Here is a 22,606-nt window from a genome sequence, read left to right as displayed (position 1 = left end):
CAGCGTATATAAATCTCCTGTTCGGGGCCCGTCATGACCATCTCCCAGCAAGCCTTCCTGCGCGACGCCATGCGGCGCCTGAATCTCACTCGCGACGTGTTCGCGACCCGCATCGGCGTCAAGCGCCGCGCGCTCGATACCTGGTTGCTGCCCGAGGGCTCGCAGGAATTCCGTGCGATGCCGGAAGTGGTGCAGCGCTTCGTCAGTGAAATCGTCCAGAACGGCGTCTTGCTGGAAAAATATACGCAAAGCGTACAAGAAGGTCCTTTGCGTGACCGTATCGCGGTGGAGGGCAAGCATCAGTTGCTGTCGGTGGATCAATTCACCCGCGAATCGGTGGAGGATCTGTTCCGCGTGGCCGACATGATGCAGCCCATCGCCCGCCGCCAGAAGGTGTCCCGCGTGCTGGAAGGCGCGGTGCTGGGCAACCTGTTCTTCGAGGCCAGCACCCGCACCCGCGTCAGCTTCGGCTCGGCGTTCTGCCGCCTGGGCGGCTCGGTCTGCGACACCACCGGCTTCACGTTCTCGTCCATGGCCAAGGGCGAATCGATCTACGACACCAGCCGCGTCATGAGCGGTTACGTGGATGCCATGGTCATCCGCCATCCGGACCAGGGTTCGGTCGCGGAGTTCGCCCGCGCCACCAACATTCCCGTGGTCAACGGCGGCGACGGCCCGGGCGAGCACCCCAGCCAGGCCCTGCTGGACCTGTACACGATCCTGACGGAGTTCTCGCGCCTGGGCAAACTGCTGGACGGCGCGCATATCGCCATGGTCGGCGACCTGAAGTACGGCCGCACCGTGCACTCGCTCATCAAGCTGATGGCGCTGTACAAGAACGTGAAGTTCTCGCTGGTGTCGCCCAAGGGCCTGGAAATGCCGTCCTACATCATCGAGCAGGCCAGCCGCAACGGCAACGTCATCGAGCAGAAGAGCTCGCTGGCCGAGGGCCTGGCCGGCGCCGACGTGATCTACGCGACGCGCGTGCAGAAAGAGCGCTTCGCCAACGAAGAAAACGAAGGCTACACCCCGGACTTCCAGATCAGCCGCGCCATCATCGACGCCTACTGCGGTCCGGACACCATCGTGATGCACCCGCTGCCGCGCGACAGCCGTCCCGGCGCCAACGACCTGAGCGTGGACCTGAACCACGACCCGCGCCTGGCGATCTTCCGCCAGACCGACAACGGCATCCCCATCCGCATGGCGATCTTCGCGGTGTTGCTGGGCGTCGAGGGCCTGGTCCAGCACTCCCTGCGCGATGTGACCTGGCAGCATCCGTCCCATATCGGGCCGGACGATTCGTCCTTCCACGGACTCGAATAAGCGCCGGGCGCCGGGCCGAATATCCCTAGGCCCAGGCCGCCGGACGGTCTCGGCCCGGGGTTTTCAAGCATAATCCGCGCTGGTTTTTTCTGTCGCGTGTCGTTTCCGGACACGCCGTGGAGCCTTCGGGCGGATTATCTATATGTCTTCAAGCAGTCTTGGCGTCCCGCCAATTCCCGACCGGCACGCTGGCGCATCCGATCAGGCGTGCTACCTGAGCGCGTCCAATGAGCAGGCCTGGATTGCGGTCTACCAGTCGGTTGACGCCTATACGCGCGGGCAAGTCGCCGCGGTGGTGGGCGACAGCCTCTCAGAACTGGTCGACGCCTTTTATTCCACCCTGCTGGCCGACGCCGAGGCCGGCCCGCGGCTGTCCCATGAAATCGTGTCGAGCCGCCTGCATGCGGGCATGACGCGCTGGCTCAAGGGGCTGCTGTGCGTGCGCGACCAGGGCGACATCGCCTCCCTGATGGCCACGCAGAAAAAGGTGGGCGAGGTGCATGCCCGCGTCCATATCCCCATCCATCTGGTGATGGCCGGCGCCCGCATCCTGAAAAACGAGATTGCCCTGCGCCTGCGCGTCAGCGACCTGGACGGCATGGCCGCGTCCGTGGCCACCCAGTACGTGTGCAATCTGTTCGACCTGGCGGTCGAGCAGATGAGCCGCGCCTTCATGCGCGACATCAGTCGCGGCGCCCGCAACGACGAGGCCTACCGGCTCTTCGCGCTGGGCCAGAACATCTCCACGGAACGCGAGCGGCAGCGCGCCGCCTTGCTGGAATGGAGCCAGGCGGTGCTGATCGGCCTGCACTACCGCGCGCCGGGACAAAGCCTGCCGCGGCTGGCGGCCTCGGAATTCGGGTTGTGGTTGCAGCACAAGGGCGGGGCGATGTTCGAAAGCGCGCCTGGCCTGCAGCAGATCACGGACGCCGTCGCGCAGCTGGACGGCGTGGTGTTGCCTCAATTGATGCGAGGCGAGGAACTGGGGCAGGCCGGGACCATGCCCGACCACGTGCGCGAATTGCAGGAGCTGGTGGCGCGCATCAAGCACCTGCTCAACGGCCTGTTCGATATGGTGGCGGAGATAGAGAGCGGTAGCGACCCGCTGACCAATGTGCTGAACCGGCGCTTCCTGCCCTCGGTGATCGGGCGCGAGATATCGATTGCGCGGCGCCAGCGCAGCGAATTCTCGGTCCTGTTGCTGGATATCGACCACTTCAAGGCCATCAACGACCAGCACGGCCACTCCGGGGGCGATCAGGTGCTGCGCCAGTTCGCCGAGGTCCTGCATCAGGCGTGCCGCTCCAGCGATTTCGTGTTCCGCTACGGCGGCGAGGAATTCCTGGTGGTGCTGGTCGACGCGCCGCGCGAGGCCGCGCTGGCCGCGGCCGAGAAGCTGGGCGCGGAGATCCGCCGCCATGTCTTCAATATTCCCGAGGCCGGCCCGCTGCACATCACGGCCAGCATCGGCGTGGCGACGTTCGACGGCCATCCGGACTACGCCTATCTGATCGACCGCGCCGACCAGGCGCTCTACCAGGCCAAACAGGCCGGCCGCGACCGCGCCGTGGCGGCCTGAGGCCAGTCTTGCAGACATGAAAAAGGCCGCCCTGCGAAGGGCGGCCCAGCTTGCAGGCGCGTTGGCGCCCGCGGCTTACACCTTCTTTTCGCCGCCCAGCGCGTCGACCAGCTCGGCCATCATCTTGGCCAGTTCGCCCGTCATCAGCATCATGTCGGAATCGAACTTCTCGTCGTCGTTGGCGGCCACGCCTTCATTGCCTTCCTTCAGCACGTCCAGGGGCGCGACGCGCTTGACGTCCAGGCCTTCTGTCAGGACGAAAGAAATGCGGTCGGCCCAGGTCATGGCCAGGCGGGTGCACTGCTTGCCCGACTGGATATGGCGGCGCACGTCGTCGGCGTCGATCGAATGCTTGACGTAGCGTATGGCCGCGCCGCTTTCGCCCGAGGAACGCAGTTCGGTGTCCTGGTCGATGGAGAAGTTGGCCGGAGCCTCGTCCTCGGCCAGCCAGCCGGTCATGGCTGAAGCCGGGGACTGGGCTACATACAGGTTCTCGAGCGGGAAGGGGTCCACGCACTTGGCCAGGAGGCCGATGACTTCGTCGGCCTTGGCCGAGGCGGCCGCATCGATGACCAGCCAATGGTTCTGCGGGTCGATCCAGACGCGGGTGTCGCGGTACACACTGAAGGCGCGCGGCAGGAGCTCGTCGGTGACGCGTTCCTTGATTTCCTTCATTTGCTTGCGGCCCGGCTTGTAGCCTTGCTGCTCTTCGATTTCCTGGGCGCGGGCCTTGGCGACCTGGTTGACGACCGTACCCGGCAGGAGCTTTTTCTCGGCGCGCAGGCTCAGCAGGATCTGGCCATTGACCACATGGGCCAGGCCGCCGTTTTCGCGCGGCGGCACCCAGCCCAGGCTTTGCATTTCGAGGTTGTTGCCGCTTTGGTAGGCATGCCGCGCGAGCGTTTCTTCAAGCTGGTCGCCGACCAGCGTCCACGGCGAGGAGAGGCGATAAATCTTGAGATTCTTGAACCACATGAGCGTCGGCCAAAAGGGTTGATTCTATACGACGCGGGCGCTTTGCCGAAGTGCGGCAATACCGCAGCGTGATGCGACACCTTCTGTCACTGACAGCCGCGGGCCTATGCGCTAATGTCCGCGCAGCAAGTCGAACTGGAGAGAAAAAATGAAGATCATCGGCGCCATTTTGATCGTCCTGGGCATCGCCGCCCTGGCCTACAAGGGCTTCAATTACAAATCCGAGGAGACCGTGCTGCAGATCGGTTCGGTCAAGGCTACCGCCGAGACCGAGAAGTCCGTGGCGATCCCGGCCTGGGCCGGCATCGCGGCCATTGTGGCCGGCGTGCTGGCGATCGGCGTGGGCATGCGCCGCTGATCGCCGGCGGCCCAGGCCGCCGCTTGCAGTATCCGACAATGGCGACCGCCGCGCGGTCGCCATTTTTGCGTGCCTTGCGTGCGCCAGCACAAAAAAAAGCGGCCCGGCTCATTGAGGGCCGGGCCGGTACGGGAGCACGCAATACCGCGTCATAAAAGGCTCGCGGGGAACGCGGTATCGGTGTCAGAACACTGGCCCTGCAATCGTCCGACAGGGGGATCAATCGTCGGTCGATCTGGCGCAAGGCCGTAATCTGAGCGCTCAGTCTAATGGCGCGGGTCTGACATGGTCCTGAAAGTGCGGATCTCTTTTTCGCCAGGGCGCAGCGGAAAGGGGTGGCCTGAACGGAGGCAAAAAAAAAGCTCCATAAGGAGCTTTTGAAAGGCCGGGCGGGCGCAGCAGTCCCGTCCGGCGGGGGATGGCCGTTTATGCGTTGATGTCGTTGTCCTTGGATTCGCGCACGAACAGCGTGCCGATGACCAGGGTCATGACTGCAATGATGATCGGATACCACAAGCCGTCGTAGATGTTGCCGGTTGCGGCAACCACGGCGAAGGCGACCGGGGGCAGGAAGCCGCCGAACCAGCCGTTGCCGATGTGGTAGGGCAGGCTCATCGACGTGTAGCGGATGCGGGTCGGGAACATTTCCACCAGCATGGCGGCGATCGGGCCGTACACCATGGTCACGTAGAGCACCAGGATGGTCAGCAGCACCACGACCATGACGTTGTTGCTTTGCGCCGGGTCAGCCTTGGCGGGATAGCCGTGGCTGCGGATGGCGGTGGTCAGCGACTTGTCCAGTTCGGCGGCCTTGGCCTTGAAGTCCGCCGGGGCCATGGTCTTGCCGTCGAACGAGGCGAACTCGTCGTTGCCGATCTTGACCTTGGCGACCGAGCCGGCCGGCGCTGCTTCGTTCTTGTAGTTCACCGAGTTGCGGGCCATGAACGACTTGACCACGTCGCAAGAGCTGGTGAACGACGAGGTGCCCACCGGATTGAACTGGAACGAGCAGGTGGCCGGGTCCGCGATCACGGTGACCGGGGCCGTGGCCTGAGCCTTTTCCAGCGCCGGATTGGCGAAGTGCGTGATGCCCTGGAAGATCGGGAAGTAGGTGATCGCGGCGATCAGGCAGCCTGCCATGATGATGGGCTTGCGGCCGATCTTGTCGGACAGCGCGCCGAAGACCACGAAGAACGGGGTGCCGATCAGGAGCGCGATGGCGATCATGATGTTGGCGGTATTGGCGTCGACCTTCAGCGTCTGCGTCAGGAAGAACAGGGCGTAGAACTGGCCCGTGTACCAGACCACGGCCTGGCCGGCGGTCAGGCCCAGCAGCGCCAGGATCACGACCTTCAGGTTCTTCCATTGGCCGAACGATTCAGCGATCGGCGCCTTGGAACCCTTGCCTTCTTCCTTCATGCGCTTGAAGGTCGGCGATTCGCTCAGTTGCAGGCGGATCCACACCGAGATGCCCAGCAGCACGACTGAGATCAGGAACGGAATGCGCCAGCCCCAGGCCTTGAATTCGTCTTCGCCCATGAACGTGCGGATGCCGAGGATGACCAGCAGCGACAGGAACAGGCCCAGGGTCGCGGTGGTCTGGATCCAAGACGTGTAGAAGCCGCGACGGCCATGCGGCGCGTGTTCCGCGACGTAGGTCGCGGCGCCGCCGTACTCGCCGCCCAGCGCCAGGCCTTGCAGCAGGCGCAGCACGATCAGGATGGCGGGAGCGGCCAGGCCGATGCTGGCGTAGCTGGGCAGCACGCCCACGAGGAACGTGGACAGGCCCATGATCACGATAGTGACCAGGAAGGTGTATTTACGTCCGACCAGGTCGCCCAGGCGGCCGAACACCAGCGCGCCGAACGGCCGCACGGCGAAACCGGCGGCGAACGCCAGCAGGGCGAAGATGAAGCCCGCGGTGGGGTTCACGCCCGAGAAGAAGTGTTGCGCGATGATGGCTGCGAGCGAGCCGTAGAGGTAAAAGTCGTACCACTCGAAAACCGTGCCCAGCGACGACGCAAAGATGACGCGGCGCTCATCCTTGGTCATCGGGCGCGGATCCGCGGATGGACCGCGGCCTGCCATGGTTGTTGTGCTCATGATGTCTCCTCGGTTTTTATGGCCGGCGGTTGTCCGCCGTGCTCCGCCCGCAGCCGGCGAGACCGACATTGAGCTATACGCAACATTGGGGGGCGAGGCTGACGAGGTTCTGACGAGATCCTTACTTGAGTCTTAAAATTGAAACAACAAGTAACTGTCCCCTGGGGCGCTAGGGATAGTCCTAGGGTGCAGCGGACGAATCCGGGGCCTCGGCATAGAGCGGAAAGACCACGCGGATGCGCATGCCGGGCAGGTTCGAATGCGCCGTGGGGTGATCGTTGATTTCGACGCTGGCCTGATGTTTCTGGGCAATCTCCCGCACGATGGCGAGGCCCAGTCCGCTGCCGTCGGACTGGGTGCCCAGCACGCGGTAGAAGCGGTCGAACACGCGTTCGCGTTCCTCTGGCGGAATGCCGGGGCCTGAGTCTTCCACCTCCAGCACCGCATGCCCGTCCTGGACCTGCGCGCGCACGGTGATATGGCCGCCGCGCGGCGTGTAGCGCAGCGCGTTGTCCACCAGGTTGTTGAGCAGTTCGGCCAACAGCAGGGGGTTGCCGTTGATCTCCACCGGATGGTCCGAGCCTTCGAAGCCCAGATCGGTGCTCAGTGCGAGCGCCTGCGGCACCCAGTGCATGGCCTGCTCGTAGGCGATGGTATTGATGTCCGTGCGCGTGAGGCCGATGGCGCTGGGGTTTTCGGCCCGGGCCAGCAACAGCAGCTGGTTCACCAGGCGCGTGGCGCGCTCAGAACCGGTCACCAGTTGGCGCAGGCTGGACTGCATTTCCTCGGGGCTGGCGTCGCGCAGGGCCAGTTCGGCCTGAGTGCGCAGCCCGGCCAGCGGCGTCTTCAACTGGTGCGCGGCGTCGGCGACGAAGCGGCGCTGCGCCTGCACGTTGGACGACAGCCGGTCCAGCAGGTCGTTCATGGCGGCCACCAGGGGCGCGATTTCGGTGGGCGCGGCGCGCTCGTCGATGGGGGAAAGGTCGTCGGGCCGGCGCGCCCGCAGACGCTGCTGCAGCGCGTTCAACGGCGCCACCCCGCGCGACAGCCCGAACCACACCAGCAGCACGGCGACGGGCAGTACCACGAACTGCGGAATGATCACGCCCTTGATGATGTCGTTGGCCAGCTGCGTGCGTTTTTCGACGGTCTCGGCCGCAATCAGCAGCGCCGGCTGCGTATCGGGCAGGTGCAGGTCCACCCAGGTGAACGCCAGCCGGATGCCGAAGCCGCGCAAGGTGGCGTCTTCGTATTGCACCTCGCCCGGGCGGGGCTGGCCCACGGTGGAGGGCAGGGGCAGCGCGCGGTCGCCGCCCAGGTATTCGCCGCGGCTGCCCAGCGCCAGCCAGAATACGCTGTCGGTTTCGTCGGCATGCAGCACCTCGCGTGCGGTGTCGGTCATCTTCAGCACGGCCCGGCCGTCCTGCGCGTGGACCTGCAGGGTCAGGACGTGGAGGTTGTTGGCCAGCGCGCGGTCGTAAGGAACGTTGGCGATGTTCTGGGCCACCACGTAGGTGATGGCCACGCTCATGGGCCACAGGAGGAATAGCGGCGCCAGCATCCAGTCCAGGATCTCGCCCAACAGGGAGCGCTGCGGCGGCGCGAAGCTCGGACCCTTGGCCCCCGCCCGCATGACATCCAGTGCTTCCTGGTTCAGCGCTTCCGGCGGCGCCGCTTCAGCTTGCGAGGTACGCCGCACCCTGGTCCCGCTCAAGACAGTAGCCCAGGCCGCGCACGGTCACGATCTTCACGCCGCTGGGTTCCAGCTTCTTGCGCAGGCGGTGGACGTAGACCTCGATGGCGTTGGTGCTGACCTCTTCGCCCCATTCGCACAGGTGGTCGACCAGCTGGGTCTTGCTGACCATGCGGCCGCTGCGCGTCAGGAGGATCTCGAGCAGGCTGACTTCGCGCGCCGACAGGTCCAGGGTCTGGTCGTCGACCATGGCGACGCGGCCTGTCTGGTCGAACAGCAGGCGGCCGTGCTTGATCATGGTGGCGCCGCCGCCCGCGCCGCGCCGGGTCAGGGCCCGCACGCGGGCCTCGAGCTCGGACAGCGCGAAAGGCTTGGCCATGTAATCGTCGGCGCCCAGGTCCAGGCCCTTGACGCGCTGCTCGATGCTGTCGGCCGCCGTCAGGATGAGTACCGGCAGGGCGGAGTTCCGGGCGCGCAGGCGCCGCAGCACTTCCAGCCCGGCCAGTTGCGGCAGGCCGAGGTCCAGGATGAGCAGGTCGAACGCCTGGGCCGCCAGCGCTGAATCGGCCGCCAGCCCATCGCGCACAGCGTCCACGGCATAGCCATTGTGGCGCAACGAACGGGACAGGCCGTCGGCCAGGATGCTGTCGTCTTCGGCGATCAGGATGCGCATGGGCTACAGTGAGAAAAGACCCCGCGGCGCAAAGGGGACAAAACGCCGGGTTCGTCTGGCATTCTGGCATAGGGCGCCATGCTTGCCACTCAGGGTATACGTGCAAAACACTGGCACACTGGGTTTATGTACAGTATAATCCGATGCCATAATCTGACCCGTTGCTCAAAGCACCCGCCTAAACCTGCGGCACTTCCCTAGACACCAGATACGTTACAGACAGGACTCTACATGGACGACAAAACCACCAAGGCCGCCGCATCGGAAAAGGCCAAGGCGCTTGCCGCCGCGCTTTCGCAGATCGAAAAGCAGTTCGGCAAGGGCTCGATCATGCGCTACGGCGACAACGATGTTTCGCATGACATCCAGGTGGTTTCCACGGGCTCCCTGGGGCTGGACATCGCGCTGGGCGTCGGTGGCCTGCCGCGTGGCCGCGTGGTTGAAATCTACGGTCCGGAATCCTCGGGCAAGACCACGCTGACCCTGCAAGTGGTCGCTGAAATGCAAAAGCTGGGCGGCACCTGCGCCTTCGTCGACGCCGAACACGCGCTGGACGTGCAATACGCCTCCAAGCTGGGCGTGAACCTGGCCGACCTGCTGATCTCGCAGCCGGACACGGGCGAGCAGGCCCTGGAAATCACCGATGCGTTGGTGCGCTCCGGTTCGGTTGACCTGATCGTCATCGACTCGGTGGCCGCGCTGGTGCCCAAGGCCGAAATCGAAGGCGAAATGGGCGATTCCCTGCCCGGCCTGCAAGCCCGCCTGATGAGCCAGGCGCTGCGCAAGCTCACCGCCACCATCAAGAAGACCAACTGCATGGTCATCTTCATCAACCAGATCCGCATGAAGATCGGCGTGATGTTCGGCAACCCCGAAACCACCACCGGCGGCAACGCGCTCAAGTTCTACGCCTCCGTGCGCCTGGACATCCGCCGCATCGGCTCCATCAAGAAGGGCGACGAGGTCGTCGGCAACGAAACCCGCGTCAAGGTCGTGAAGAACAAGGTCGCGCCGCCGTTCAAGCAGGCCGAATTCGACATCATGTACGGCGCCGGCATCTCGCGCGAAGGCGAAATCATCGACCTGGGCGTCGCCGCCAACGTCGTGGACAAGTCCGGCGCCTGGTACAGCTACAACGGCAACCGCATCGGCCAGGGCAAGGACAATGTCCGCGAGTACCTGAAAGAGCACAAGGCACTCGCCATCGAAATCGAGAACCGCGTCCGCGAGAACCAGGGCATCGTCAGCCGCGCGGCCGAGTTCGTGCCGACCGCGGAAGACACCGCCGAAGAGTAATCGGATCGGGGGCGGGCCTTGCGCAGCGGATTCATATCTGCCGCCAGCGGCCCGCATATCTCGTCGGGGCAGCCCGAACATGTGCGGCAGGCGCCAGGACGGGCCTGCCGTTATGCATAGCAAGCAGGATACGCATGAGCTGGAAACCGCCGCCCGCTACAGCCGAACGCCTACGCGCCAAGCTGGACGATGAATTCGAAACCGTGGCCAAGCCCCAGGGCTTGCGCCGCACTTCGGATGCGCGCCGCGAGCAGGAAGTGGAATCCGGCGAGGCGCCGGATTCATGGAGCCGCAGTTCGGAAGCGGGTAGTGTGCGGCGCGGGCGCCGCGCCGCTGCGGCCGAGGACGGCCCGGATGCCGATGGACAAACAGCCCGCAAGGGGCCTTCGTTGAAGATGCGGGCCGTAGGCTATCTGTCGCGACGCGAGCATGCCCGCGAGGAATTGGCGCGCAAGCTTGCCGCCCACGCCGAGGATCCGGCCGAGATCGAGGCCGTGCTCGATGCCCTGGAAAAGGAAGGCTGGCTGTCCACCGAGCGTTTTGCGCAAAGCCTGGTCCATCGGCGCGCCTCGCGCCAGGGGGCGGCGCGCATCGTGCAGGAATTGCGCCAGCACGGGGTGGACGACAACCAGGTCGCCGAATTGCGCGAACAGCTGCGGGCCACCGAGTACGACCGCGCGCTGGAGGTCTGGAAGAAGCGCTTCAGCGCCAAGCCGGAAGACCGTGCAGCCTATGCCAAGCAGGCCCGCTTCCTGGCCAGCCGCGGCTTTGCGCATGACGTGATCCGCCGGATACTGGGCGAGGGCGACGAGGATTGAGCAGCCCTGCTCAGGGCTTGTCCGTATGCCTATGAAAATCCGTCGCGGCGGATTTTCCAAAAGCGAGCCGGCGGGCGGGGCGGGCCTTATTCCTGGATGGCAGACAGGAAGTCCGGGTCCTTGGCCAAGGCTTCGGTGCTGAGCCGTATCGAATCGTTTAGCGAAGTGAAGAAATTGGCGAACTTGTTCGTGCGTCGCTTGGTTTCCTTGGTTTGCGTATACACGGGCTTCTGCGTGGCCTTGTCGGTCACGACATAAGCAATACGCAGTGTCCAGTCCACCGAATAACCCAGGTCGTCCGCCAGGAATTCCTCGACTTCGGCGGTCAATAGACGGCGTTGTTGGTTGCCATTGACCTTGACGCCGATGAAGCGCAGTTCGGCAAAGGTGGCGTCCCGGACAAAGTCCTTGACGTCCTTTTCGAGCAATATGTTTCCGATCGCGGTGTTGCGGACCTGATTCGGAGCGATTTGCGGAGCGCGGTAGCTGCCAGCGGAGTTCGGTGAGCTGGCCTGCTGGGAGGTCGACAGGCCGGCGTTGGCGTAGCGCTGGGATTTGGGCTGTTCAGCAGTCTCTTTCTTGTTGGGTTCGTAAGTGAAGTCACCGACTTCGACAGCCCCTTCAGCGCTGATCACCGACGAAGGCGAGTACTGGACCGGGAGCGTGTTCGGAACGTTGCCACAACCCGCCAGCAAGGCGATGGAAGCAAGAATGGTCGAACGCCCGATAACGCGCGCTGAGAACAACGATTGCAAGAACATGTTTTGCTGCCGGCTCGAAGGATTGAGGGAGCAGCATTCTAAACCTTATGTGCCAAATTGAATCTTATTATTTTTTAATGTATCGCGAATCGGCGGCGCACGGCAGGGGCGCTATTTCGCCGATTTGATCCCCGACAAGGTCTTGAAGCACACATTCCGGGTGATGGTCAGGAACTCATCGATATACGACGCGTCCGTGTCTTCGCTGCGCACCGTGGCGTACAACGTGCGCCATACGCCTTGCGGGCCCAGTCGACACTGCCGCAGCCAGCCCTGATTCATGTATTCCGTCAGCGCCCAGTTGGGTAGCGCGGCCACGCCGCGGTTGCTGGCCACCAGTTGCGCAATGATGGGTGTGAGCTCCGCGCGCCGGATGGCGGCGGGTTCCACGTCGGCCGGGTCGAGGAACGCCGTGAAAACGTCCAGGCGCTGCTTGTCCACCGGGTAGGTGATCAGCGTCTGGTCGGCCAACTGGTCCGGCATGACGAACTTGCTGCCGGCCAGCGGATTGGATTCCGACACGGCCAGCACCAACTCATATTTGAACAGCGGCAGGTATTCCACCGCGTCCAGCGGTTGGGGATCGGACGTAATGACCAGATCCAGGTCGCCGCGCACCAGGGCGGGCAGGGGAGCGAAGGAAAACGCCGCCGACAGATCCAGCGCCACGTCCGGCCATTGCACCCGGAAAGCATCCAGCGCCGGCATCAACCACTGAAAGCAGGAATGGCAGTCGATCGCCAGGTGCAGCCGCCCTGTGCGGCCCGCGGCCAGCCGCTGCAGGTCCCGTTCCGTCGCGCGGATGCGCGGCAGCACCTCGTCCGCCAGCGCCAGCACCCGCAGGCCCGCCGTCGTCAGCCGGGCCGGCCGCGTGCGGCGGTTCAGCAAAGGAGTGCCCAGCCGGGTTTCCAGGTCGCGCAACTGGTGCGACAAGGCCGACTGGGTCAGATGCAGGCGCTCGGCGGCTTCCTGCAGGCTGCCGCCGTCGCGGATGGCGGTGAGCGTTTCAAGATGGCGGATTTCAAGCATGGGTGACTGCAGGGATCGGGAATAAGCTCATATTGTATGAGATTTCCTCATTTTATGAATGTAGACATTGATTTTGATTCATTTTGGTTTGGCCTCAGAATAGCTGCCACTTGAACAAATTTTGTCTAAGGGCGGTGATGTCATGACTATTATTCATAATTTGGGGTTCCCCCGCATCGGTGCTCAGCGTGAACTGAAGCGCGCGGTTGAGGCTTATTGGGCCGGCAAGCAGACCGCCGAAGAACTCGAACAGACCGGTCGCGACCTGCGCGCCAAGCACTGGAAGCTGCAGGCTGCAGCCGGCCTGAAGTTCGTACCGGTGGGTGACTTCGCCTGGTACGACCAGATCCTGGAATGGACCACGCTGCTGGGCGCCGTGCCCGCCCGTTTCGGCCAGAAGGACAACGAGCCCGTCACGCTGGACACGCTGTTCCGCATGGGGCGCGGGCGCGCGCCGTCGGGCAAGCCCGCCGCCGCCTGCGAAATGACCAAGTGGTTCGACACCAATTACCACTACATCGTGCCGGAACTGGTGCCGGGCCAGACCTTCCGCATCGCCCGCGAATCGCTGTTCGAACAGATCCAGGAAGCACAGGCCCAGGGTTACGCCGTCAAGCCCGTGATCCCCGGTCCGCTGACCTGGCTGTACCAGGGCAAGGGCGACGCCTTTGCCGCCGGCGCCGCCGACGCGGGCAAGCTGCAACTGCTGGCCGCATTGCTGCCCGTCTACCAGGAAGTGCTGGCGCGCTTCGCCAAGCTGGGGGTGCCGTGGGTGCAGATCGACGAGCCCATCCTGGCGCTGGATCTGCCGCAAGCCTGGCGCGATGCGTTCAAGCAGACCTATGACCAGTTGTCCGCCAGCCCGGTCAAGCTGCTGGTGGCCACCTATTTCGACGGCCTGAAGGACAACCTGCCGACTGCGCTGGGCCTACCCGTGGCCGGCCTGCACGTGGACCTGGTCCGCGCGCCCGAGCAACTGGCGGAAGTGGTTTCCGGCCTGGGCGCCGAGCAGGTGCTGTCTGCCGGCGTGATCAATGGCCGCAACATCTGGCGCACCGACCTGGACGCCGCCATTGCCACGCTGACCCCGATCAAGCAGCAATTGGGCGACCGCCTGTGGCTGGCGCCGTCATGCTCGCTCCTGCACGTGCCGGTGGACCTGGCCCATGAAACCGAGCTGGACGCCGAACTCAAGAGCTGGCTGTCCTTCGCCGCGCAAAAGCTGGAAGAACTGAGCCTGCTGGGCCGCGCCCTGGACAGTGCAACGCAAGCCGCCGCGCAGGACGGCCTGGCCAGGCAGCGCGCCGCGCTGGCTGCCCGCCGTTCCTCGACCCGCATCCATAATCCGGCCGTCGGCCAGCGCATGGCCGGCGCCGCCGCCGTGTCGCGCGACCGCGCGCCGTTCGCCGGCCGCATCGCCCGCCAGCAGGAACAGCTGGGCCTGCCCGCCTACCCGACCACGACCATCGGGTCCTTCCCGCAGACTGCCGAAATCCGTGCGCTGCGCCGCGACTGGAAGTCGGGCGCGCTGACGGACTCGGGCTACGAGACTGCCATCCGCAAGGAAATCGAGGAAGTCATCCGCTTCCAGGAGAAAGTTGGCCTGGACGTGCTGGTGCACGGCGAACCCGAGCGCAACGACATGGTGGAGTACTTCGGCGAACTGCTGGCCGGCTTTGCCTTCACCAAGAACGGCTGGGTCCAGAGCTACGGTTCGCGTTGCGTCAAGCCGCCGATCATCTTCGGCGACGTCGCCCGTCCCGCGCCGATGACGGTGGGCTGGTCGTCGTACGCGCAGTCGCTGACCGACAAGCCGGTCAAGGGCATGCTGACCGGGCCGGTCACCATCCTGCAATGGTCGTTCGTGCGCGACGACCAGCCGCGCGAGCAGACCTGCCGCCAACTGGCGCTGGCGCTGCGCGACGAAGTGGTGGATCTGGAAGCCGCCGGCATCAGCGTCATCCAGATCGACGAACCCGCCATCCGCGAGGGCCTGCCGCTGCGCCGCGCCGATTGGCAGGCCTACCTGGACTGGGCCGTGGATTGCTTCCGCCTGTCGACCGCCGGCGTGCGCGACGAGACGCAGATCCATACGCACATGTGCTATTCGGAGTTCAACGACATTATCGAATCCATCGCCGCCATGGACGCGGACGTGATCACGATCGAAACGTCGCGCTCCAACATGGAGCTGCTCAAGGCCTTCGAGGACTTCCGCTATCCCAACGACATCGGTCCAGGCGTGTACGACATCCATTCGCCGAATGTGCCCGAAGTGGATTGGATGGTCGGCCTGATGGAGAAGGCTGCGGCCCGCCTGCCCAAGGAGCGCCTGTGGGTCAATCCTGACTGCGGCCTGAAGACGCGCGCCTGGCCTGAAACCGAAGCCGCGCTGATCGGCATGGTGGAGGCGGCGCGGGCCTTGCGCCAGGCGGCCTGAGCAGACAGCTAGCCGTAGCGCCGCCGGATTCCATGGGTCCGGCGCCCACCCTGATCCGCGCATGTCGCGCGCGGATCAGGGTTTTTTCTTTGCAGCCGCAAGGTCTCTGTGATGGCTGCAAACCACAGCTTGGGCGCGGCGCCGATGTTTTTTTCAATCCTGCTTGAACGAAATTCCGCGGCATGGGTCAATACGCAAAATCCCATTGCTGGATCCTTGTCGTTCCTATGATTCTCCAAGGCCCCTGTCGGCCCGATCTGCTGCTAGCAGAGACGCTGCCCGACATTCTGGAAGCCACGATCCGCCGGCATCCCGCCGCCGCTGCCATTCATTGGCTGGATCACACCCTCACTTACGACATGCTCGGCCAGCGCGCCGACCTGGCCGCGCATCATCTGATTGCGGCCGGCGTGCGCCCCGGCGATATCGTGGGCCTATGCCTGCCGCGCGGGGCGGACCTGCTGGTGATGCAGGCGGCCATCGCCAAGGCCGGCGCCGCCTGGCTGCCGTTTGAATCGGATACGCCACCGGACCGCATGCAGGTCTGCCTGCAGGATGCGGGGGCCAACGGCTTGATCGCGGGCGCCGAGGTCCGGCTGGACGGCATGTCTACCTGGACCACCTGGGCGCTGTCGGAACCGGTGGACGGCGCCTTGCGCAGACGGGACGGGCTGCTGCCCGAGCATCCCGCCTACGTCATCTACACCTCGGGCTCCACCGGCAAGCCCAAGGGCGTACCCATCAGCCACGCCAGCATCTGTCATCTCCTGCGCAGCGAAAACGAAGTGCTGGGCGTGCGCCATGAAGACAAGGTCTACCAGGGCTTCTCGGTGGCCTTCGACATGTCGTTCGAAGAGATCTGGATCAGCTATCTCGTGGGCGCGTCCTTATGGGTCGCGCCCAAGATGCTGACCACGGATCCGGAAGGCTTGCCGGACGCCCTGGCGCGGGAAGGTGTCACCGTGCTGCATGCGGTGCCGACCTTGCTCGCCCTGTTCGCGCGCGACGTACCCGGATTGCGCATCGTTAATCTGGGCGGCGAGGTCTGTCCGGACTTCCTGGTACCGCGCTGGGCCACGCCCGGCAGGCGCCTGTTCAATACCTACGGTCCCACCGAGACCACGGTGTCCGCCAGCCTGGCGGAACTCCTGCCCGGCCAGCCCGTGACCATAGGCGCGCCGCTGCCCAACTACGGCATGCTGGTGCGCGGCGAGGACGGCGCGGTGCTGCCGCAAGGACAAGTGGGTGAGCTGTGCATCACCGGTCCCGGCGTGGCCGGCGGCTATCTGGGCAGGCCCGAGCTGACGGCCGAGAAATTCCTGGCGAACCCTTGGCCTTGCGCCGATTACGACACCCGCATGTACCGCAGCGGCGATCTGGCGCGGATTGATGAGCATGGCCAGATCCACTGCCTGGGCCGCAGCGACGACCAGGTCAAGGTACGCGGCTTTCGCGTCGAGCTCGGGGAAATCGAGGCCGCGCTTTACCGTTTGCCGGGCGTGGGCGCCGCGGCCGTGGTGCTGCGCGATCTGGCGGGCATCGAGCAACTGGTGGCCTTCCTCAAGCCCGAGGGCGAGGCGCGACTGGACCCGCATGCCTTGCGCGGCGCGCTCGCCGCGGACTTGCCCGCCTACATGATTCCAGCCCGGTTCGAACTGGTGGCCGACGTTCCGCGCCTGACCTCGGGCAAGATCGACCGCAAGGCGCTGAAGGCGCGCGAGCTGGACGCCGTGTCCGAGCCCAGCGGCGAAGACGATGAACCCGTCACGCCGGGCGAACTTGCCTTGTTCGAGGCCTTGCGCCCGCTGTTCCCGGGGCAGCCGTTGCGGCTGGCCAGCGACTTCTTCCGCGACCTGGGCGGCCATTCGCTGCTGGCCGCGCGCCTGGTGTCGGCCTTGCGCAAGCATCCGCATTTTTCCGCGCTGACCATGCACGAGCTGTACCAGCATTCCGTCCTGGGCGTGCTGGCAGCCCGGCTGGACGCGCTGGCCGCGGCCGAAATGGCCGCGACCGCACCGGCCGGCGTCGCCGGGACTGGCAACGATCCGGCGGCCGCGCCCGAGTGGCGCCGCTGGACCTGCGGCCTGGCGCAGTTGGCAGCCTTGCCGCTGCTGATCGGCGTGCGCATGCTGATCTGGCTGACGCCGTTCTTCACCTACCACTACTGGACGGGCGACGAGGGCGACTCCGTCTGGCGCGCGGTGGCCCTGTCCATCGCCAGCTACCTGGCGTGCAACCTGCTCAGCTTCGGCGTGGCCGTGGCCTGCAAGTGGGGCATTCTGGGCCGGCTCAAGCCCGGCCGCTACCCGCTGTACGGCTGGCTGTTTTACCGCTGGTGGCTGGTGGATCGGGTACTGGACATACCGCCCGCGCATCTGCTGGCCGGATCGCCGTTGCAGGTCTGGTACTTGCGGGCGCTGGGCGCGCGCATCGGCCGCGACGCCGCCATCAGCCGCGTCTCCGTGCGCGCGCCCGACCTGCTGTCGGTGGGGAACGGCGTGAGCATCGGCGCGGCGGTCAACCTGGAGAATTTCTCGGTGCGCGGCGGGCAGTGGAGCGTGGGGCCGATCACGCTGGCGGACCAGGCCTACATCGGTTCCTATTCGGTGCTGCAGGGCGATGTGACGATGGGCGAGGGCGCCCGGTTGGACGGCCTGTCTTCCCTGGCGCAGGGCGCCCGCGTGCCCGCAGGTCAGATCTGGAGCGGCGCGCCGGCGCGGCACGATCCGCAGGCCCGCGCTCCCGAGCTGCCGCCGCGGCCCAGGCGCCAGGGCATCTGGAGCCGGCTGGACTGCGTGGCCTACGCGGGCGGCGGCACGCTGATCGCCGCGCTGTTCTTCATGCCGGTGTTTCCCAGTTTCGTGCTGATCGACTGGATCGACGCGCGCTGGCTGGACCTGATGGGCGCGCGCGTGCCCTGGCCCCAGGCCTTCCTGAGCTATCTGCTGCTGGCCTTGCCCGCCAGCGCCTTGCTGCTGATGTTGACGGTGCTGGTGTCCGCGTTGCTGCGCTGGACGCTGCTGCCGCGGCTGGCCAGCGGCCGTTGGCCCGTGTACGGACAGATCTATCTGCGACGTTGGCTGACCAACCAGATCCAGGAATCCAGCCTCAGCGTGCTGCACGGCCTGTACGCGTCGATCTATGCCGGCAACTGGTACCGCCTGCTGGGCGCCAAGGTCGGGCGCGGCACCGAAATCTCCACCGCCATGGGCGTGGTGCCGGACATGCTGACCCTGGGTCGCGACAGCTTCATCGCCGACGGCGTCATGCTGGGCGACGAGGAAATCGACGGCGGCTGGATGACCATGCGCCCCACCGTCATCGGCAACCGCAGCTTCGTCGGCAACGGCGCCTACGTGCCGGACGGCTCGGTGCTGCCCGACGACGTGCTGATCGGTGTGCAGAGCCGAGCGCCGGCCAACGCCCGCATGGCCAGCGGCCAGACCTGGCTGGGCAATCCGCCGCTGGCGCTGCCCGCGCGCGAGCAGACCGCGGGCTTTCCGGCACACCTGACTTTCCGGCCCAGCGTGGGCCGCAAGATCCTGCGCGGGGGCGTTGAAGGCATGCGGATGATCCTGCCGCTGGCCGTGGTGATCGCGGTGGGCTATCTGACTGTGATGAAGGTCATCCCCATGGCGGCGCGCGAAGGCTTCGTCTCCGCCTTCGACGAACTGATGCTGGCCGGCGTGCTGTACGGCGTCGGCGCCTTCCTGTTCCTGGTGGCGCTGAAGTGGACGCTGATTGGCCGCTACCGGCCGCGCGCCGAGCCGATGTGGACGCCCTTCGTCTGGAAGAGCGAAGCGGTCACCAGCCTGTACGAATCCATCGCAGTGCCGAACTTCTTCAACTTCCTGCGGGCCACGCCCTGGCTGCCGCTGGCTTTGCGCTGCATGGGCGCCCGCATTGGCAAACGGGTCTTCATGGACACCACCGACATCACCGAGTACGACTGCGTATCGATTGGCGACGACGCGGTGCTGCACGCCTGGTCCGGTCCGCAGACCCATCTGTTCGAAGACCGGGTGATGAAGATCGGCCTGGTCCGCATCGGCGACGCCGTCAACGTGGGGCCGCGCAGCACCATCCTATATGACACCCGGGTCGAAACCGGTGCGCGTCTCGGTCCGCTGACGCTGGTGCTCAAGGGCGAGGCCATTCCGGCGGGCCAGGCCTGGATCGGCAGTCCGGCCACGCCTTGGACCCAGCGGTGATCCCGGCCCTGTGGCTGACCGGGGAGGGCGCTCCGGTCGAGATGTGGCTGTTACACCTGCTTGCGGCCCGGCCGGCGCAGCGGCAGGCGGCCAGGGACTGGCTGGCCGAGGAGCTGGCGCGGCGCGATCCGGCCATGCCGCCGGAATGGACCGAAACCCCCAAGGGGCCGCGGATGTTGCCGGGCGCGCGCTGGCACAGCTCGTTTTCCTATTGTGGCCCCTATATTCTTTGCGGCCTGTCCCGGCAGGGCGTGCCGGGCGTGGACCTGACCAGCGCACAGGCCTGGCCGGGCGATGCCGATGTGCTGGCTCTCTATGGCGGCCCGCAGGCGGCCGCCGCACTGGCCGCCAGTCCGCCCGGCGGCCGGGCGGATGCCTTCGCCCGGGCCTGGAGCGCGCTGGAAGCGCGCCTGAAAGCCTGCCGGCGCGGGCTGGAGGAGTACTCACCGCAGCGCGAGCGGCACCTGGCCGCCGCCCAGCTTACCTGCCAGGTCCGGCACCAGGGCTTGTGGGCCGCCGCTGCCCTCTGCGGCAGCGCGCCAGGCGCCGGGCAGGGGTCTTGATCGCAGGCTGCCTGCGCTATACTTTGAAGGTTTTGTTGCCGCGCACCATGCGCAGGCATCTCGCCCCGCAGGCCCCCAGCATGCCCTTGCCACCGCCGGACTATCCTCGCCAACCATTGCATACGCGTTCCATACGCGTGCAGTCGTATGCGCGCGAAGACGGGCTCTGGGACCTGGAAGCCGAGCTGATCGACGTCAAGGCGTACGATTTCCCCAAGCGCGACGGCGAGATGTTCAAGGCCGGACAACCCATCCACCACATGCATCTGCGCATCACCATCGACGAGACTTTCTCGATCGTGGCGGCGCAGGCCGTCTATGACGCGGCTCCCTACGGCGAGCATTGCATGGCCATCGAACCGGCTTACACTGATCTGATCGGCATGAACCTGCTCAAGGGGTTCCGCGGGCAGGTCAAGGAGCGGTTCGGGCACGTGGCGGGCTGTACCCACATGACCGAACTGTCGCAGGTGCTTCCCACCGCGGCAGTCCAGACCATGGCCAATCGCCGGCGGCAGGAAAACAACCCGAACCGGCGTCCATTCCAATTGGACGGTTGCCATGCGCTAAGCACCAGCGGCCCGGTGGTGGCTGAGCACTATCCCAAGTGGTACACGGGGGGTAGCGCTGAGGCATCGGCCGATTCGTCCTCCGATTCACCTTCTTTTTCTCATACGTCCTGACAGGTAACACATGAAAATCCACGAGTATCAAGGCAAGGAACTGCTGAAGCAATTTGGCGTCCCCGTGCCGCGCGGGATTCCCGCTCTTTCCGTCGACGAGGCCGTGGCTGCCGCTGAAAAGCTGGGTGGACCGGTGTGGGTCGTCAAGGCACAAATCCACGCGGGCGGCCGCGGCAAGGGCGGCGGCGTGAAGCTGGCGCGCTCGCTGGACGACGTCCGCAAGCTGGCCTCGGAAATCCTGGGCATGCAGCTGATCACGCACCAGACCGGCCCGGAAGGCCAGAAGGTCCGTCGCCTGTACATCGAAGACGGCGCTGACATCCAGAAGGAATACTACGTGTCGCTGGTCACCGACCGCGCCACCCAGAAGGTCGCCTTCATCGCCTCCAGCGAAGGCGGCATGGACATCGAGGAAGTGGCCCACTCCACTCCCGAGAAGATCATCACCGAATACATCGACCCGCTGACCGGCCTGTCGGCCGAGCAAGCCACCAAGATCGCCAACGCGATCGGCCTGCCCGCTGATTCCACCGCCCAAGCCGTGGACGTGTTCCAGAAGCTCTACAAGTGCTACATGGACACCGACGCCTCCCTGGTCGAAATCAACCCGCTGAACCGCGACAGCAAGGGCAACATCATCGCCCTGGACGCCAAGTTCAACTTCGATCCCAACGCCCTGTTCCGCCACCCGGAAATCGTCGCCTACCGCGACCTGGACGAAGAAGATCCGGCTGAAATCGAAGCCAGCAAGTTCGACCTGGCCTACATCCAGCTCGACGGCAACATCGGCTGCCTGGTGAACGGCGCCGGTCTGGCCATGGCCACCATGGACACCATCAAGCTGTTCGGCGGCGAGCCGGCCAACTTCCTGGACGTCGGCGGCGGCGCCACGGCCGAGAAGGTCACGGAAGCCTTCAAGATCATGCTCAAGAACAAGAGCGTGAAGGCCATCCTGGTCAACATCTTCGGCGGCATCATGCGCTGCGACGTCATCGCCGAAGGCGTGATCGCTGCTTGCAAGGCCGTCAACCTGAACGTGCCGCTGGTCGTCCGCATGAAGGGCACCAACGAAGAACTCGGCAAGAAGATGCTGGCCGACTCCGGTCTGCCGATCATCAGCGCCGACACGATGGCCGAAGCCGCCACCCGCGTCGTAGCCGCCGTCAAGTAAAGAAAAACCCAAGGATTCACAAATGTCGATTCTGATCAACAAGGACACCAAGGTCATCACCCAGGGCATCACGGGCAAGACGGGCCAGTTCCACACCCGCATGTGCCGTGAGTACGCCAATGGTAAGGCCGCCTTCGTGGCCGGCGTGAACCCCAAGAAGGCGGGTGAAGACTTCGAAGGCGTGCCGATTTTCGCTTCGGTGAAGGACGCCAAGGCTGACACTGGCGCGACCGTGTCGGTCATCTACGTGCCGCCCGCGGGCGCCGCCGCCGCCATCTGGGAAGCCGTCGAGGCCGAACTGGATCTGGTGATCTGCATCACCGAAGGCATCCCGGTCCGCGACATGCTGGAAGTCAAGAACCGCATGAAGGCCAAGGGCAGCAAGACCCTGCTGCTGGGCCCGAACTGCCCGGGTCTGATCACCCCCGACGAAATCAAGATCGGCATCATGCCCGGTCACATCCACCGCAAGGGCCGCATCGGCATCGTCAGCCGTTCGGGCACCCTGACGTACGAAGCCGTGGCGCAAGTCACCGAGCTGGGCCTGGGTCAATCCAGCGCCGTCGGCATCGGTGGCGATCCCATCAACGGCCTGAAGCACGTCGACGTGCTGAAGATGTTCAATGACGATCCCGACACCGACGCCGTCATCATGATCGGCGAAATCGGCGGTCCGGACGAAGTCAACGCCGCCGAGTGGGCCAAGGACAACATGAAGAAGCCGGTCGTCGGCTTCATCGCCGGTGTCACCGCTCCTCCCGGAAAGCGCATGGGCCACGCCGGCGCGCTGATCTCCGGCGGCGCCGACACTGCCGACGCCAAGCTGGAAGTCATGGAAGCCTGCGGCATCCGCACCACGCGCAACCCGTCCGAAATGGGCAAGCTGCTCAAGTCGGTGCTGTAAAAAGCTCCAGGCCGGGTGTCCGG

General features: G+C 65.4%; 17 protein-coding genes. 11 read left to right on the top strand and 6 right to left on the bottom strand.

Annotated features, from left to right (window positions below):
• Positions 1 to 33: 33 nt before the first annotated feature.
• Both AC3WOB_RS07835 and AC3WOB_RS07830 read left to right on the top strand, forming a co-directional pair.
• Positions 34 to 1,326, top strand: coding sequence for an aspartate carbamoyltransferase (locus AC3WOB_RS07835; protein WP_013392529.1), 1,293 nt, complete (start codon positions 34 to 36; stop codon positions 1,324 to 1,326).
• Positions 1,327 to 1,468: 142 nt separating this feature from the next.
• Positions 1,469 to 2,905, top strand: a complete 1,437-nt coding sequence (locus AC3WOB_RS07830; protein ID WP_492274691.1) for a diguanylate cyclase — start codon at positions 1,469 to 1,471, stop codon at positions 2,903 to 2,905.
• A gap of 75 nt (positions 2,906 to 2,980) precedes the next feature.
• On the opposite strand, the gene AC3WOB_RS07825 is transcribed toward AC3WOB_RS07830, so the two are convergent.
• Positions 2,981 to 3,880, bottom strand: a complete 900-nt coding sequence (locus AC3WOB_RS07825) for a recombination-associated protein RdgC (protein ID WP_054451049.1) — start codon at positions 3,878 to 3,880, stop codon at positions 2,981 to 2,983.
• 148 nt (positions 3,881 to 4,028) lie between these two features.
• Between AC3WOB_RS07825 and AC3WOB_RS07820 the strand changes: the two genes are divergently transcribed.
• Positions 4,029 to 4,238: a hypothetical protein gene (locus AC3WOB_RS07820; RefSeq protein ID WP_013392532.1), complete on the top strand. Its 210-nt coding sequence runs from the start codon at positions 4,029 to 4,031 to the stop codon at positions 4,236 to 4,238.
• A 426-nt stretch (positions 4,239 to 4,664) separates the two neighbouring features.
• On the opposite strand, the gene AC3WOB_RS07815 is transcribed toward AC3WOB_RS07820, so the two are convergent.
• The 3 genes from AC3WOB_RS07815 to AC3WOB_RS07805 all read right to left on the bottom strand — a co-directional run bounded on the left by AC3WOB_RS07815 (position 4,665) and on the right by AC3WOB_RS07805 (position 8,707).
• Entirely contained in the window at positions 4,665 to 6,326 is a 1,662-nt protein-coding gene (locus AC3WOB_RS07815) for an MFS transporter (RefSeq protein ID WP_041652979.1), read from the bottom strand.
• Between the two features lie 196 nt (positions 6,327 to 6,522).
• On the bottom strand, positions 6,523 to 7,902 hold the full coding sequence (locus AC3WOB_RS07810) for a sensor histidine kinase (RefSeq protein ID WP_085947850.1): 1,380 nt from the start codon (positions 7,900 to 7,902) through the stop codon (positions 6,523 to 6,525).
• 115 nt (positions 7,903 to 8,017) lie between these two features.
• Positions 8,018 to 8,707, bottom strand: a complete 690-nt coding sequence (locus tag AC3WOB_RS07805; protein ID WP_013392535.1) for a response regulator transcription factor — start codon at positions 8,705 to 8,707, stop codon at positions 8,018 to 8,020.
• Between the two features lie 231 nt (positions 8,708 to 8,938).
• Here AC3WOB_RS07805 and recA point away from each other — a divergent pair, with 231 nt between their 5' ends.
• Both recA and recX read left to right on the top strand, forming a co-directional pair.
• Positions 8,939 to 10,003, top strand: a complete 1,065-nt coding sequence (gene recA, locus AC3WOB_RS07800; protein WP_013392536.1) for a recombinase RecA — start codon at positions 8,939 to 8,941, stop codon at positions 10,001 to 10,003.
• A gap of 134 nt (positions 10,004 to 10,137) precedes the next feature.
• Positions 10,138 to 10,821, top strand: coding sequence for a recombination regulator RecX (recX, locus tag AC3WOB_RS07795; RefSeq protein WP_492274690.1), 684 nt, complete (start codon positions 10,138 to 10,140; stop codon positions 10,819 to 10,821).
• Positions 10,822 to 10,907: 86 nt separating this feature from the next.
• Here the strand turns inward: recX and AC3WOB_RS07790 are convergent, their stop codons facing one another.
• Together AC3WOB_RS07790 and AC3WOB_RS07785 are read right to left on the bottom strand one after the other, a co-directional pair.
• Positions 10,908 to 11,582 carry a hypothetical protein gene (locus AC3WOB_RS07790; RefSeq protein ID WP_013392538.1) on the bottom strand — a complete coding sequence of 225 codons (675 nt, stop codon included), beginning with the start codon at positions 11,580 to 11,582 and terminating at the stop codon, positions 10,908 to 10,910.
• 111 nt (positions 11,583 to 11,693) lie between these two features.
• Entirely contained in the window at positions 11,694 to 12,611 is a 918-nt protein-coding gene (locus tag AC3WOB_RS07785) for a LysR family transcriptional regulator (RefSeq protein ID WP_013392539.1), read from the bottom strand.
• Positions 12,612 to 12,753: 142 nt separating this feature from the next.
• Here AC3WOB_RS07785 and metE point away from each other — a divergent pair, with 142 nt between their 5' ends.
• From metE to sucD, 6 genes are all read left to right on the top strand, one after another.
• On the top strand, positions 12,754 to 15,051 hold the full coding sequence (metE, locus tag AC3WOB_RS07780) for a 5-methyltetrahydropteroyltriglutamate--homocysteine S-methyltransferase (protein ID WP_492274689.1): 2,298 nt from the start codon (positions 12,754 to 12,756) through the stop codon (positions 15,049 to 15,051).
• A 227-nt stretch (positions 15,052 to 15,278) separates the two neighbouring features.
• Positions 15,279 to 19,262 carry a Pls/PosA family non-ribosomal peptide synthetase gene (locus tag AC3WOB_RS07775; RefSeq protein ID WP_013392541.1) on the top strand — a complete coding sequence of 1,328 codons (3,984 nt, stop codon included), beginning with the start codon at positions 15,279 to 15,281 and terminating at the stop codon, positions 19,260 to 19,262.
• Positions 19,259 to 19,825 (top strand): 4'-phosphopantetheinyl transferase family protein, encoded by a 567-nt coding sequence (locus AC3WOB_RS07770; RefSeq protein WP_013392542.1) that lies wholly within the window; start codon positions 19,259 to 19,261, stop codon positions 19,823 to 19,825. Before AC3WOB_RS07775 ends, AC3WOB_RS07770 begins: the two co-directional genes overlap by 4 nt.
• An 80-nt stretch (positions 19,826 to 19,905) precedes the next feature.
• The gene (locus AC3WOB_RS07765; protein WP_013392543.1) at positions 19,906 to 20,508 is read left to right on the top strand and encodes a DUF2889 domain-containing protein; all 603 of its coding nucleotides are present in this window, start codon (positions 19,906 to 19,908) and stop codon (positions 20,506 to 20,508) included.
• 10 nt (positions 20,509 to 20,518) lie between these two features.
• The gene (gene sucC / locus AC3WOB_RS07760) at positions 20,519 to 21,679 is read left to right on the top strand and encodes an ADP-forming succinate--CoA ligase subunit beta (RefSeq protein WP_013392544.1); all 1,161 of its coding nucleotides are present in this window, start codon (positions 20,519 to 20,521) and stop codon (positions 21,677 to 21,679) included.
• Between the two features lie 22 nt (positions 21,680 to 21,701).
• Complete coding sequence (gene sucD, locus AC3WOB_RS07755) at positions 21,702 to 22,583, top strand: succinate--CoA ligase subunit alpha (protein WP_013392545.1); 882 nt, start codon at positions 21,702 to 21,704, stop codon at positions 22,581 to 22,583.
• Positions 22,584 to 22,606: the final 23 nt, after the last annotated feature.

This window comes from Achromobacter sp. FW305-C-30-7 (assembly GCF_058783105.1).
The sequence above is the reverse complement of the archived record's forward strand: the minus strand, read 5'-3'. Positions and strand labels throughout refer to the sequence as shown.

Excerpts from the sequence above, each read along its gene's own strand:
- AC3WOB_RS07810 (WP_085947850.1), bottom strand. The coding sequence starts at position 7,902 with ATGCTGGCGCCGCTATTCCTCCTGTGGCCCATGAGCGTGGCCATCACC.
- AC3WOB_RS07790 (WP_013392538.1), bottom strand. The coding sequence starts at position 11,582 with ATGTTCTTGCAATCGTTGTTCTCAGCGCGCGTTATCGGGCGTTCGACC.
- sucD (WP_013392545.1), top strand. The coding sequence starts at position 21,702 with ATGTCGATTCTGATCAACAAGGACACCAAGGTCATCACCCAGGGCATC.
- AC3WOB_RS07820 (WP_013392532.1), top strand. The coding sequence starts at position 4,029 with ATGAAGATCATCGGCGCCATTTTGATCGTCCTGGGCATCGCCGCCCTG.
- recA (WP_013392536.1), top strand. The coding sequence starts at position 8,939 with ATGGACGACAAAACCACCAAGGCCGCCGCATCGGAAAAGGCCAAGGCG.
- AC3WOB_RS07765 (WP_013392543.1), top strand. The coding sequence starts at position 19,906 with ATGCCCTTGCCACCGCCGGACTATCCTCGCCAACCATTGCATACGCGT.
- AC3WOB_RS07785 (WP_013392539.1), bottom strand. The coding sequence starts at position 12,611 with ATGCTTGAAATCCGCCATCTTGAAACGCTCACCGCCATCCGCGACGGC.
- sucC (WP_013392544.1), top strand. The coding sequence starts at position 20,519 with ATGAAAATCCACGAGTATCAAGGCAAGGAACTGCTGAAGCAATTTGGC.
- AC3WOB_RS07825 (WP_054451049.1), bottom strand. The coding sequence starts at position 3,880 with ATGTGGTTCAAGAATCTCAAGATTTATCGCCTCTCCTCGCCGTGGACG.
- metE (WP_492274689.1), top strand. The coding sequence starts at position 12,754 with ATGACTATTATTCATAATTTGGGGTTCCCCCGCATCGGTGCTCAGCGT.
- AC3WOB_RS07830 (WP_492274691.1), top strand. The coding sequence starts at position 1,469 with ATGTCTTCAAGCAGTCTTGGCGTCCCGCCAATTCCCGACCGGCACGCT.
- AC3WOB_RS07835 (WP_013392529.1), top strand. The coding sequence starts at position 34 with ATGACCATCTCCCAGCAAGCCTTCCTGCGCGACGCCATGCGGCGCCTG.
- recX (WP_492274690.1), top strand. The coding sequence starts at position 10,138 with ATGAGCTGGAAACCGCCGCCCGCTACAGCCGAACGCCTACGCGCCAAG.
- AC3WOB_RS07815 (WP_041652979.1), bottom strand. The coding sequence starts at position 6,326 with ATGGCAGGCCGCGGTCCATCCGCGGATCCGCGCCCGATGACCAAGGAT.
- AC3WOB_RS07805 (WP_013392535.1), bottom strand. The coding sequence starts at position 8,707 with ATGCGCATCCTGATCGCCGAAGACGACAGCATCCTGGCCGACGGCCTG.
- AC3WOB_RS07775 (WP_013392541.1), top strand. The coding sequence starts at position 15,279 with ATGATTCTCCAAGGCCCCTGTCGGCCCGATCTGCTGCTAGCAGAGACG.